The sequence below is a fragment of the Mycobacterium sp. 1482292.6 genome (assembly GCF_001672995.1).
Taxonomy (GTDB): Bacteria; Actinomycetota; Actinomycetes; order Mycobacteriales; family Mycobacteriaceae; genus Mycobacterium; species Mycobacterium europaeum_A.
Window position 1 is genome coordinate 1 of sequence record NZ_LZKV01000262.1, and the last position, 12530, is coordinate 12530.

Consider the following 12530-nt stretch of genomic DNA (forward strand, 5'->3'; position numbering starts at 1 on the left):
GGTTCGATCCGTCCGCCGGGGGACAGGGCGCCTACGACACCCCGCTGGGCATCACCAACCCGCCCATCGACGAGCTGCTGGACCGCGTCTCGAGCAAGTACGCGCTGGTGATCTACGCCGCCAAGCGGGCCCGTCAGATCAACGACTACTACAACCAGCTCGGCGAGGGCATCCTCGAATACGTGGGCCCGCTGGTCGAGCCGGGGCTGCAGGAAAAGCCGCTGTCGATCGCGATGCGCGAGATCCACGGCGACCTGCTCGAGCACACCGAGGGCGAGTAACAGGGCCGGGCCGGGCGCGCGCTGTGGACAACCGCGATCGGGTCGCGAAAAGAGTGATCGTCGGGGTCTCCGGCGGTATCGCCGCCTATAAGGCGTGCACCGTCGTTCGGCAGCTCGCCGAGGCCGGTCACTCGGTCCGCGTCATCCCGACCGAGTCCGCGCTGCGTTTCGTCGGCGCCGCCACGTTCGAGGCGCTCTCCGGCCAGCCGGTGCACACCGGCGTCTTCACCGACGTGCCGGAGGTTCCGCATGTCCAGCTGGGCAAGCAGGCCGACCTGGTCGTGGTGGCACCCGCCACGGCGGACCTGCTGGCGAGGGCCGTCCACGGCCGCGCCGACGACCTGCTGACCGCCACGCTCTTGACCGCGCGATGTCCGGTGCTGTTCGCCCCGGCGATGCACACCGAGATGTGGTTGCACCCGGCCACCGTCGACAACGTCGCCACGCTGCGCCGCCGGGGAGCGGTCGTGCTCGAACCGGCCGCCGGGCGGCTCACCGGGACGGACAGCGGGTCCGGCCGGCTGCCCGAAGCCGAGGAGATCACCACCCTGGCGCACCTGCTGCTCGACCGTCACGACGCGCTGCCCTACGACCTGGCCGGCTGCAAGATGCTGGTCACCGCCGGCGGCACCCGGGAAGCCGTCGACCCGGTGCGCTTCATCGGCAACCGCAGCTCCGGCAAGCAGGGCTATGCGGTCGCGCGGGTGGCCGCGCAGCGCGGCGCCGAGGTCACGCTGATCGCCGGGCACACCGCCGGGCTGATCGACCCCGCCGGGGTGGAGGTGGTCCACGTCAGCTCGGCCGAGCAACTGGGCGACGCCGTGGCCAAGCACGCGGCCGAGGCGGACGTGCTGGTGATGGCCGCCGCGGTCGCCGACTTCCGGCCGGCCCGGGTTGCGGCCGCCAAGATCAAAAAAGGTGTCGAGGGGCCGCCGACCATCGAGTTGATCCGCAACGACGACGTGCTGGCCGGTGCGGTGCGGGCGCGCGCCAACGGCGAGCTGCCCAACATGCGGGCCATCGTGGGGTTCGCCGCGGAGACCGGCGACGCCAACGGCGACGTGCTGTTTCACGCCCGGGCCAAACTGCGCAACAAGGGTTGTGACCTGTTGGTCGTCAACGCGGTCGGTGACGGCCGGGCCTTCGAGGTGGACAACAACGACGGCTGGCTGCTGGCGGCCGACGGTACCGAGTCGGCGCTGCAGCACGGCTCCAAGACATTGATGGCCAGTCGTATCGTGGATGCGATCGCCGCGTTCCTGCACGGGGGCAGCGGGTAGAACGGTCGAGTTCTTCTCGGCACCGGGGCAGGTGCTGGCCGGGCCGACGCCAGCCGATATAATTCGGCTAACTAACTAATTGGAAGGATTGGCATTGTGAGCGAAAAGGGTCGCCTGTTTACCAGTGAGTCGGTGACTGAGGGACATCCCGACAAGATCTGTGACGCGATCAGCGACTCCGTGCTCGACGCCCTGCTGGCGCAGGACCCCCGCTCACGCGTCGCGGTCGAGACGCTGGTCACCACCGGACAGGTGCACGTGGTGGGCGAGGTGACGACGACCGCCAAGGAGGCGTTCGCCGACATCACCAACACGGTTCGCGAGCGCATCCTCGAGATCGGCTATGACTCGTCGGACAAGGGCTTCGACGGCGCGTCCTGCGGCGTCAACATCGGCATCGGCGCGCAGTCGCCCGACATCGCCCAGGGCGTCGACACCGCCCATGAGGCGCGCGTGGAGGGCGCCGCGGACCCGCTGGACGCCCAGGGCGCCGGCGACCAGGGCCTGATGTTCGGCTACGCGATCAACGACACCCCCGAGCGGATGCCGCTGCCGATCGCGCTGGCCCACCGGCTGTCGCGCAAGCTGACCGAGGTCCGCAAGAACGGCACGCTGCCCTACCTGCGCCCGGACGGCAAGACCCAGGTCACCATCGAGTACGAGGACGACGTTCCGGTGCGGCTGGACACCGTCGTCGTCTCCACCCAGCACGCCGACGGCATCGACCTGGAGAAGACGCTGGACCCCGACATCCGCCAGCACGTGCTCAAGACCGTGCTGGACGAGCTGGCCCACGACACGCTCGACTCCTCGGCGACGCGGGTGCTGGTCAACCCGACCGGCAAGTTCGTGCTCGGCGGCCCGATGGGCGACGCCGGCCTGACCGGCCGCAAGATCATCGTCGACACCTATGGCGGGTGGGCCCGCCACGGCGGCGGCGCCTTCTCCGGCAAGGACCCGTCCAAGGTGGACCGGTCGGCGGCCTACGCGATGCGCTGGGTGGCCAAGAACATCGTCGCCGCCGGGCTGGCGGAGCGGGTCGAGGTGCAGGTGGCCTACGCCATCGGCAAGGCCGCCCCGGTGGGGCTGTTCATCGAGACGTTCGGCACCGCGACGGTCGACCCGGTCAAGATCGAGAAGATCGTGCCCGAGGTGTTCGACCTGCGGCCCGGCGCGATCATCCGCGACCTGGACCTGCTACGTCCGATCTACGCGCAGACCGCCGCCTACGGGCACTTCGGCCGCACCGACATCGAACTGCCGTGGGAGCAGCTGAACAAGGTCGACGACCTCAAGCGCGCGATCTAGGCGCGGGGTGGTCGGCGTCTAGCGCCGGCAGTCCGTCGATACTGCGCCGGTTGCGCTTGACCAGCCGGCCGTACTGGTCATCGGTCGCCTTGCGGTGCGCCGCGTCGAGCACCGGCCGCTCGTCGATGAGCTCGTAGTAGGGCACCGCGAACCCGCACGCGTCGGCGATCCGCTCCACATCGACCACGATGATGGTGCGGACCCCGGCGTGTTGATCGCCGAAATGCCGCATCAGCCCGGCGAATTCGGCGTCGTCGGGGCGGACCACCCGTCCGGTGCCGAACAGCCGCAGGATTCGCGAGTTGCGGGTGAACGAGCAGAACATGACGGTGATGCGGCCGTTGTCGCGCAAATGGGCCACCGTCTCCACGCCGCTGCCGAACAGATCCAGGTAGGCCACGGTGTGCTCGTCGAGCACCGCGAAGGTGTCGCGATACCCCTTGGGGGACAGGTTGATTCGCCCACCCTCGGACGGCGCGGTGGCGACGAAGAAAACGGCCTGTTCGCGGATGAAGTCGCGCAGCGACTCGTCGATGCTTTCGAATTCCTTCGCCACGGGTGCAGCGTAGCCGCTACCGGGTGAACCGGTAGTCGTCCAGATCAAACCGCCGGCTGCGCCAGTACACCTCGGGGGTGGTGCCCGGACGCAGCGGCACGTCGCCGTTCTTGTCGAAGTAGTAGCTGTTGGCCAGCCGACAGCTGTCCTGCCAGAAGATCTGGCGGGGCCGCCGGCGCATCATCTCGGCGAAGTAGCGGTCGTTGGCCTCCTGGCTGACCTCGACGCGGGTGGCGCCGACGCGCTTGGCCCGCTTGAGGCACCGCACGATGTGATGCGTCTGCGCCTCGATCAGGGCGAAATACGAAGAGCCGACGTAACCGTACGGGCCGAACACGGTGAACAGGTTGGGAAATCCCGGCACCGTGACGCCCTCGTAGGCCTGCAGCCGATGCTCATCCCAGAAGCGGCTCAACGACTTTCCGCCGCTCCCGGTCACCGCGAAGGTGGGCACGTTGTCGGGGTCCATCACCTTGAAACCGGTCGCCAGGATCAGCACGTCGATCTCGTGGTTCTCGCCATCGGTGGTGGCCACCGCGTCGGGGGTGACCTTGTCGATCGGTTCAGTGACCAGCCGCACGTTGTCGCGGTTGAACGTGGCGAGGTAGCCGTTGTGGAAGCCGGGGCGTTTGCAGCCCACCGCGTACTGCGGGGTGAGCTGTTCGCGCACGGCCGGATCCCGAACCTGTTGCCGCAGATACGATTTCCCCAGCGAGGCCATCCGCTTGGCCAGCGGCAGCACCGTGAAGTAGTGCGCCGAGATGGGGAAGGTGAGCTCCACGTAGGCCTGGCTGAGCAGGCGCTGCAGGAACTTGCCACCGGGAATGCGCATCGCCCAGCGCGCCGGCGCCGGCAGCGGGACGTCGAACTTCGGGAAGCACCAGATCGGGGTGCGCTGAAATACCGTGAGTGACGACACGATCGGCGCGATCTCGGGAATCACCTGGACGGCCGAGGCGCCGGTGCCGATCACCGCGACGCGCTTGCCGCGCAGATCCTGGCCGTGATCCCACCGCGCGGTGTGCATGGTGATGCCGCCGAACGAGTCCACGCCGTCGATGTCGGGCAGGTTCGGCACCGTCAGCACGCCGCAGGCGCTGATCAGAAACCGGGCGGTGATTCCCCCGCAAGCGGGAGGTGCCCCCGCGCCGGCCGGGTCGGTCTGCACCCGCCACAGGCCGCGCTCGTCGTCATACTCGGCGGTTTGCACCTTGGTGTTGAACCGGATCCGCGAGCGGATGCCGTACTTGTCGGCGCAGTGTTCGGCATAGGCCTTGAGCTCTCGGCCCGGCGCGTAGGTCCGCGACCAGTGCCGGCTCTGCTCGAACGAGAACTGGTAGGAGAACGACGGAATGTCCACGGCGATACCGGGATAGGTGTTCCAGTGCCAGGTGCCGCCGACCCCGTCAGCGGCATCGATCACCAGGTAATCGGGCAGCCCGGCCCGGTCCAGGTTGATCGCCGCACCGATGCCGGAGAACCCGGCTCCGATGATCAGCGTGTGATAGTCGGGGGTTTCGTCTTGGTGCGGGACCATCGTTGCCTGCCTAGGGGTGCAGTGCCTTGCGGAGCGCCGCCAGGCCGCGCTCGGTGGCCTCGGCGGCGGCGGGTATCGCCAGCGCGAAACTGACGAATCCGTGTACCAGGGTGGGCTCGTTGGTCAGCTCGACCGGCACGCCCGCGGCGCTGAGCAGCTCGGCGTAACGGGCCCCGTCATCGCGCAGTGGATCGTGTTCGGCGGTCGCGATGTAGGCGGGCGCCAGCCCGGACAGATCCGCGGCGTTGGCCGGAGCCATGGTGATGGGCAGCGCCTTCGGGTCGGTGAGATCGAGATCGGGCACGTACCAGGACAGGAACGCGTCGATGACGTCGCGGTTCAGCATCGGCGCCTCGGCGTTGTCGGTGAACGACGGCAGGGACAGATCCGCGGTGACCGTGGGGTACCACAGCAACTGGAAGCGCAGCGCCGGCCCGCCGTTATCGCGGGCCAACAGCGCGGTCACCGCGGCGAGGTTGCCGCCCGCCGAGTCACCGGCCACGGCGATGGCGTTCGGGTCGCCGCCGAGCTCGGCCGCGTGCTCGGCGACCCATCGCAGGGCCGCCCAGCAGTCGTCCACGCCGGCCGGGAACGGATGCTCGGGGGCCAGCCGGTAGCCGACGGACACCACGATGGCCTCGGCGCCGACGGCGTGCGCGCGGGCCACCGGGTCGTGGGTGTCCAGGTCGCCCAGGCAGAACCCGCCGCCGTGGTAGAAGACGACCACCGGCAGCGGGCGCAGCTCGCTGTCGGGCCGATAGATGCGCACCGGGATGTCGGTGAGCCCGCCGTGGGCGATGGTGCGGTCCTCGATTCGCAGGTCCGGCAGCATCGACGGCGGCACCTTGAGCAGCTTGAGCCGCTTGCGGGCGACCTCGACGCCGTCGGCCTCGCGAAACGTCATCGGATAGGCGTCGAGCAACGCCTTGAACGTCGGGTCGATCCCGGGCCGGGCGATGGTCGGCTCGCTCATGGGTTCACCGTACGCCGCGGGCTCACCCGTGCAGGGCGGTTCGCAGCGCCGCCAGCCCGGCCTCGAGCGCCGCGGTGGCCGCGGGCACCACGCCGGCGTACCCCAGGTAGCCGTGCACCAGCGTCTCGGCGTTGTGCACCTCGGCGGCGACACCGGCGGCGGCCAGCAGCTCGCCGTACCGGATGCCGTCGTCACGCAGCGGGTCATAACCGGCGACGGCGATGTAGGCGGGCGCCAGGTTGCGCAGGTCTTTCGCGCGTCCCGGCGCCATGTCCGACGGCGGATTCGACATGTCGACTTCGCCCGCGTACCAACGGGAGAACTCCGCGACGGCCTTGACGTCGAGGATCGGTGCGGTCGCGTTTTCGGCGAACGACGGCAGCGACGCGTCCCACATGGTCGACGGGTACCACAGCAGCTGGAACACGATCGGCGGGGCGCCGTTGTCGCGCGCCCGCTGTGCCACCGCGGCGGAGATGGTGCCACCGGCCGAATCCCCGGCGACGGCGATCCGGGTCGCGTCGCCGTGCAGTTCGGCGGCGTTCTTGGCGACCCAAAGCGTTGCGGCCCAAGCGTCTTCGACGGCGGCGGGGTAGGGGTGCTCGGGGGCCAGCCGGTAGTCGACGGACACCACGATCGCGTCGGCGCCGACCGCGTGCTGACGCGCCGTGCCGTCGTGGGTGTCGAGGTCGCCGATGACGAAGCCGCCGCCGTGGAAATACAGCACGACGGGCGCTGCGTCACCGTCCGGCTGGTCGTTGGAATGGCTTGGCGGCCAATAGATCCGGACAGCGATCGAGCCCGCAGGCCCGGGGATCGTGCGGTCCTCGACGCGCAGCTCGGGATGCAGCGGCCGGCGCGGCAGGTCGCGGAACCGCTGGCGCGCCGCGTCGATGCCGTCCTCGGTGGATAGCCGGAAGGGAACCGCATCCAGTACCTTCTGCAGGATGGGGTCGATAGCGGGTTTCTCGTCGGCTGTGTTATCCAAGCTGGGCATGGACGTACCGTACGCACCTCGTCTGGTGGCCGGCGCCTGGGTGGTGGCCGGCTGGGTGGCCCTCGGCTACGGCATCTACCTGACCGTGCTGGCGCTGCGCTCGCCGCCGGGCATCGAGCTGACCGGGCACTGGGTGCTGCAGCCGGCGTTCAAGGCCTCGATGGCGTTGCTGCTGACGCTGGCCGCGGCGGGGCACGCCGTCGTGCGCGAGCGGCGGTGGCTGATGCCGGCGCTGCTGCTGTCGGCCATCGGCGACTGGGTGCTGGCGATCCCGTGGTGGACGCTGTCCTTCGTGGTGGGCCTGGCCGCATTCCTGTTGGCGCACATGTGTTTTGTCGCCGCGCTGCTGCCGCTGGTGCCGGCGTTCTCGGGGGCTTCCGGGGAGGCGCGGCCGTCGACGGTGCGCCTCGTCGCGGTGGTCCTGATGGGTGCGGCGTCGCTTGGGCTGCTGGCCTGGTTCTGGCCCCACCTGGGCGCGGAGAAGCTGACGCTTCCGGTGACGCTCTACCTCGTCGTGTTGACCGCGATGGTGTGCATGGCCCTGCTGGCGAAACTGCCGACGATCTGGACGGCGGTGGGCGCGGTGTGTTTCGCGGCCTCGGATTCGATGATTGCCATCGGCCGCTTCATTCTGGGCAATGAGGCGCTGGCCGTGCCGATCTGGTGGTCGTATGCGGCGGCCCAGATCCTGATCACCGCCGGGTTCTTCTTCGGCCGCGAGCTTCCCGAGGACGCCGCCGGGGACGCCACGGCGCCCGCCGAGAGCTGATTGTCGCCGGTGCCCGGTACGCTGCGGACCCCGACTTCTAAGTCATTGGATGACAACATGATTCGCGGCCCGGGGGCGCGGTGAGCCCCGGTGCGCGCACGCCCGTCGAGGTGGAGCCCATCGCCCGGGTGCTGCCGATGCTGTCGGTGCCGCATCTGGATCGCGAGTTCGACTACCTGGTGTCGGCCGAGCAGTCCGACGACGCCCAGCCCGGGGTGCGGGTGCGGGTGCGTTTCCACGGCCGGCTGGTCGACGGGTTCGTGCTGGAGCGCCGCACCGACACCGACCACACCGGCAAGCTGGGCTGGCTGGATCGCGTCGTGTCGGCCGAACCGGTGCTCACACCGGAAATCCGCCGGCTGGCCGACGCGGTCGCGGCCCATTACGCCGGCACCCGCCCCGACGTGCTGCGCCTGGCCGTGCCGGCCCGGCACGCCCGCGTCGAGCGCGAGCCCCCGGTCAGCCGGGATCCGGCGATCCCGGAGCCCGTCGACCCGTCGGGCTGGGACGGTTACGCCCGGGGAGCCCAGTTCCTGGGAGCCCTGGCCGAATCGCGGGCCGCGCGGGCCGTCTGGCAGGCGCTGCCGGGGGAGGCGTGGACGGACCGCTTCACCGAGGCCGCCGCGCAAACCGTGCGGACCGGCCGTTCGGTGCTGGCGATCGTTCCCGACCAGCGCGACCTGGACGCGCTGTGGCAGGCCGCGACGGCGCGCATCGACGAGGGCAGCGTGGTGGCCCTGTCGGCCGGCCTGGGCCCGGCGGCCCGCTACCGGCGGTGGCTGGCGGCGCTGCGGGGCACCGCGCGGTTGGTGATCGGCACCCGCAGCGCGGTGTTCGCGCCGCTGAGCGACCTGGGGCTGGTGATGGTGTGGGCCGACGCCGACGACAGCCTGGCCGAGCCGCGGGCGCCCTACCCGCACGCCCGCGAGGTGGCGATGCTGCGCGCGCATCAGGCTCGGTGCGCGGCCCTGATCGGCGGTTACGCGCGCACCGCCGAGGCCCACGCGCTGGTGCGCAGCGGCTGGGCGCACGACATCGTCGCGGCGCGGCCGGTGGTGCGCGCCCGCACGCCGCGGGTGATCGCCCTCGACGACACGGGTTATGCCGACGAGCGCGACCCGGCGGCGCGCACGGCGCGCGTCCCGTCCATCGCGCTGCGCGCCGCCCGCTCGGCGCTGCAGGCCGCGGCGCCGGTGCTGGTGCAGGTGCCGCGCCGGGGTTACGTCCCGTCGCTGGCCTGCGCGCGCTGCCGCACCATCGCCCGCTGCCGGCACTGCACGGGGCCCCTCTCACTGACCGAGTCAATACCGGCGGGCGGCGCCGCTCTGCTGTGCCGCTGGTGCGGCCGCGTCGACCCGACGCGACGGTGCGCGCGCTGCGGGTCCGACGCGGTGCGCGCCGTCGTCGTCGGGGCGCGGCGCACGGCCGAAGAGCTCGGGCGCGCGTTTCCGGGCACGGCGGTGATCACGTCCTCGGGTGACGGTGTGGTGCCCGAGGTCGCGGCCGGTCCCGCGCTGGTGGTGGCCACCCCCGGCGCCGAGCCGCGGGCGGCCGGTGGTTACGGGGCGGCGCTGCTGTTGGACACCTGGGCGCTGCTGGGCCGGCAAGACCTGCGGGCCGCCGAGGATGCGCTGTGGCGCTGGATGAGCGCCGCCGCGCTGGTGCGTGCCCGCGGCGACGGCGGCGTGGTGATGGTGGTTGCCGAATCGTCGCTGCCCACAGTGCAATCGCTGATCCGCTGGGACCCCGTGGGTCACGCGGAGGCCGAGGTGACCGCGCGGGCCGAGGTGGGTCTGCCGCCCAGCGTGCACATGGCGGCCATTGACGGGACGGCCGGCGCGGTCACCGCGCTGCTCGACGAGGCCCGGCTGACCGACCAGGAGTCCCTCCACGCGGATGTGCTTGGGCCCGTGGACCTTCCGCCCGGGGTGCGCCGCCCGGCCGGAACCCCGCCCGGCGCGCCGGTGACCAGGATGCTGGTGCGCGTGCCCCGTCAGCAGGGGCTGGCGCTGGCCGCGGCGCTGCGGCGCGGCGTCGGTGTGCTCAGCGCCCGGCAGACCCATGAGCCGGCCCGGGTGCAGATCGACCCGCTGCACATCGGGTAACCTTCATGAACCGTTACCCTGGGCGACAATATGTGCGTGCAATAATCCCTTTTTACGACATTAGAAGGTTGCTACACTTTCTCATCCTTAGCCGCCGACAGGCCGGAACCATCCGGGGAGGGGCGATATGACAGCGGACAACACCGCGGTTGACGAGTCATTGGACGTCATCACCGACGCTTTGCTGACCGCCTCCCGTTTGCTGATGGCGATCTCGGCGCGCTCGGTGGGCCAGGTCGACGAGACCATCACCATCGCGCAGTTCCGCACGCTGGTGATCCTGTCGAATCGCGGCCCGGTCAACCTCGCCACCCTCGCCGGCCTGCTGGGCGTGCAACCGTCGGCCACCGGCCGGATGGTGGACCGGTTGGTCGCCGCCGGCCTGATCGACCGGTTGCCCCACCCGACCTCGCGGCGCGAGCTGCTCGCCGCGCTCACCACGCGCGGTCGCGACGTCGTCCACCAGGTGACCGCGCACCGGCGCGCCGAGATCGCGGCCATCGTGGCGAAGATGCCGCCGCCGGAGCGCCACGGCCTGGTGCGGGCGCTGACGGCCTTCACCGCGGCCGGCGGCGAACCCGACGTCCACCTCGACGCCGAGGTCGACCTGTAGGCCGGCCCTAGCCGGCCCGCTTCTCGGCGGTCACCAGCAGGTATTCCCAGCCCATCGTGCCGTCGGTCAGGTGTTGTTGCGCGAGTTCGATGAGCTGGGCGTCGAGCTCGGCGGCCAGCACGCGGTTGTGGCCGATGTTCGCGTAGGCCTCGATCGTCGGGCCGTAGTGCTGCTTGAAGTACGCGTGCACGGCCTCGGCGCTGTCGAATCGGTTGACCGCCAACATGCCTCGCGCCGCGGTGAGGTCGCCGATCTGGTCGCCGAGCAGCGCGGCGACGTAGCCGGGACGCCCCCAGAGCGCCGCCGGCGGCGCGGGGTGCGACAGGCTCGGCCGGTAGGGCCGAATGGTGGCGAGCATCCGGCCGAAGAATCCTTCGGGGGTCCAGCTGATCACGCCGATCGTGCCGCCCGGGCGGCAGACCCGGACCAGTTCGGTCGCGGCGCGCTGCTGGTTGGGGGCGAACTGCACGCCGATCGCCGACATGACGACATCGAACTCACCGTCGCCGAACGGCAGCGCCTGCGCGTTGGCTTCCCGGTAGTCGAGGGTCAGGCCCCGCGCCGCGGCCCTGTCCTGCGACCGTTGCAGCAGCTCGGGGGTGAGGTCGGTGGACACCACGGTGGCGCCGGTCGCGGCCGCCGGCAGCGAGATGTTGCCCGAGCCGGCGGCGACGTCGAGAACCCGCACGCCCGGCCCGATGCCGGTGGCCTCGACCAGGGCGGGGCCGAGCGGGGCCATCACTTCCTCGGCCATCAGCGCGTAGTCGCCCAGGGCCCATACCGTGCGATGCGTTGCGGCCACCGAGGCGTCGCTGATGGAAGCGTCGAGGGTCATCTAGACCTCCTTGAGAGGGGAAGGGGTTGTCTTTCGACCTCGTTGTCGACGTGAATCGGCTGAGCGGTTCACACCGGAAGACACTGACTGCTGGAAATAGTAGCCATAAGCAATAGTGTACGCACGCACATTCCGCCGGCGGGTCCGGCCCGCGTCAGCCGCTTTCTAGACTGACCCGGTGCGCCTTGTCTTCGCCGGAACCCCCGAACCCGCGCTTCCCGCACTGCGCCGCCTCATCGACTCGCCGCGTCACGAGGTGGTCGCGGTGCTGACCCGTCCCGACGCCGCGGCGGGACGGCGCGGCAAGCCGGAGCCGTCGCCGGTGGCCCGCGAGGCGCTCGAGCGCGGCATCCCGGTGCTGCGGCCGTCGCGGCCGAACTCCGACGAATTCGTCGGCGAGCTGACACTGCTGGCCCCGGACTGCTGCGCGGTGGTGGCCTATGGCGCGCTGCTGCGCGACGGCCTGCTCGCGGTGCCCCCGAAGGGCTGGATCAACCTGCACTTCTCGCTGCTGCCCGCCTGGCGCGGCGCCGCCCCGGTGCAGGCGGCCATCGCCGCGGGGGACAGCATCACCGGGGCCTCGACGTTCCGGATCGAGCCGAGCCTGGACTCCGGCCCGATCTACGGCGTGGTGACCGAGACGATCCGGCCCACCGACACCGCCGGGGAATTGCTTGGGCGACTGGCTGTTTCGGGTGCCGAACTGTTGTCGGCCACGCTGGACGGCATCGCCGACGCGACCCTGACGCCGGTGCCGCAACCCTCCGAGGGGGTAAGCATCGCGCCGAAGATCACCGTCGAGCAGGCCCGGGTGCGCTGGGACCTGCCGGCCCAGGTCATCGACCGCCGCATCCGAGCCGTCACCCCCAACCCCGGCGCGTGGACGTTGCTCGGCGACCTGCGCATCAAACTGGGCCCGGTGCAGACTGCCGACGCCGCGACCGCCGGCCCCCCAGAACCGTTGCCGCCCGGTGCCATTCACGTGGACCGCAAGAGCGTCTGGGTCGGCACGGGTTCGGATCCGGTGCGGCTGGGCCAAATCCAGCCGCCCGGAAAGAAATTCATGAACGCGGTCGACTGGGCGCGCGGTGCGCGGCTGGACCCCGCGGTGCGGGCGACATGACCACCGGCCGCGACAGGCCGGGGCGCGGGCGGCCGGAGCGCAAGCCGCCGCGCCCGCAGCAGCGCGACCGCCGGCCCCAGCCGCGCACCGCGCGCCCAGTCGACCGCGTTCATGAATTTCTTTCCGGGCGGCTGGATTTGGCCCAGCCGCACC

Annotated in this window: 12 protein-coding genes and 1 pseudogene; 7 read left to right on the forward strand and 6 right to left on the reverse strand. The window is 71.0% G+C overall.

Going from position 1 to position 12530, the window contains the following annotated elements; genetic code table 11:
* The 3 genes from rpoZ to metK form a co-directional block, all read left to right on the forward strand.
* Positions 1-281: DNA-directed RNA polymerase subunit omega (rpoZ, locus tag A5624_RS26525; protein ID WP_066873420.1), on the forward strand; the 281-nt coding region annotated here is incomplete at its 5' end.
* A 23-nt stretch (positions 282-304) separates the two neighbouring features.
* Positions 305-1561, forward strand: coding sequence for a bifunctional phosphopantothenoylcysteine decarboxylase/phosphopantothenate--cysteine ligase CoaBC (gene coaBC / locus A5624_RS26530; RefSeq protein ID WP_066873423.1), 1257 nt, complete (start codon positions 305-307; stop codon positions 1559-1561).
* A 96-nt stretch (positions 1562-1657) separates the two neighbouring features.
* A complete protein-coding gene (gene metK, locus A5624_RS26535; RefSeq protein WP_066873426.1) occupies positions 1658-2869 on the forward strand; it encodes a methionine adenosyltransferase in 1212 nt (403 codons plus the stop codon).
* Here metK and A5624_RS26540 read toward each other — a convergent pair.
* Genes A5624_RS26540 through A5624_RS26555 form a run of 4 tightly spaced genes read right to left on the reverse strand, consistent with a single transcriptional unit; the run spans position 2853 to position 6932 of the window.
* Complete coding sequence (locus A5624_RS26540) at positions 2853-3425, reverse strand: pyridoxamine 5'-phosphate oxidase family protein (protein ID WP_066873430.1); 573 nt, start codon at positions 3423-3425, stop codon at positions 2853-2855. The two genes, metK and A5624_RS26540, sit on opposite strands and share 17 nt — an antisense overlap.
* 16 nt (positions 3426-3441) lie before the next feature.
* Entirely contained in the window at positions 3442-4962 is a 1521-nt protein-coding gene (locus A5624_RS26545; protein ID WP_066873434.1) for an NAD(P)/FAD-dependent oxidoreductase, read from the reverse strand.
* Positions 4963-4972: 10 nt separating this feature from the next.
* Positions 4973-5935 carry an alpha/beta hydrolase gene (locus A5624_RS26550; protein ID WP_066873437.1) on the reverse strand — a complete coding sequence of 321 codons (963 nt, stop codon included), beginning with the start codon at positions 5933-5935 and terminating at the stop codon, positions 4973-4975.
* 22 nt (positions 5936-5957) lie between these two features.
* On the reverse strand, positions 5958-6932 hold the full coding sequence (locus A5624_RS26555) for an alpha/beta hydrolase (RefSeq protein ID WP_066873440.1): 975 nt from the start codon (positions 6930-6932) through the stop codon (positions 5958-5960).
* Here A5624_RS26555 and A5624_RS26560 point away from each other — a divergent pair.
* From A5624_RS26560 to A5624_RS26570, 3 genes are all read left to right on the forward strand, one after another.
* Positions 6931-7701 carry a lysoplasmalogenase gene (locus tag A5624_RS26560; RefSeq protein WP_066873443.1) on the forward strand — a complete coding sequence of 257 codons (771 nt, stop codon included), beginning with the start codon at positions 6931-6933 and terminating at the stop codon, positions 7699-7701. The two genes, A5624_RS26555 and A5624_RS26560, sit on opposite strands and share 2 nt — an antisense overlap.
* Before the next feature lie 80 nt (positions 7702-7781).
* A complete protein-coding gene (locus tag A5624_RS26565) occupies positions 7782-9806 on the forward strand; it encodes a primosomal protein N' (protein ID WP_197519040.1) in 2025 nt (674 codons plus the stop codon).
* A 127-nt stretch (positions 9807-9933) separates the two neighbouring features.
* Positions 9934-10419 (forward strand): MarR family winged helix-turn-helix transcriptional regulator, encoded by a 486-nt coding sequence (locus A5624_RS26570; RefSeq protein WP_066873446.1) that lies wholly within the window; start codon positions 9934-9936, stop codon positions 10417-10419.
* A 7-nt stretch (positions 10420-10426) separates the two neighbouring features.
* Here the strand turns inward: A5624_RS26570 and A5624_RS26575 are convergent, their stop codons facing one another.
* On the reverse strand, positions 10427-11254 hold the full coding sequence (locus A5624_RS26575; protein ID WP_066873450.1) for a class I SAM-dependent methyltransferase: 828 nt from the start codon (positions 11252-11254) through the stop codon (positions 10427-10429).
* 178 nt (positions 11255-11432) lie between these two features.
* On the opposite strand from A5624_RS26575, the gene fmt reads away from it, so the two are divergent.
* A complete protein-coding gene (gene fmt, locus A5624_RS26580) occupies positions 11433-12377 on the forward strand; it encodes a methionyl-tRNA formyltransferase (protein WP_066873453.1) in 945 nt (314 codons plus the stop codon).
* Positions 12378-12454: 77 nt separating this feature from the next.
* Here fmt and A5624_RS29250 read toward each other — a convergent pair.
* Positions 12455-12530 (reverse strand): annotated as a pseudogene (locus A5624_RS29250) (hypothetical protein); the annotation flags it as partial.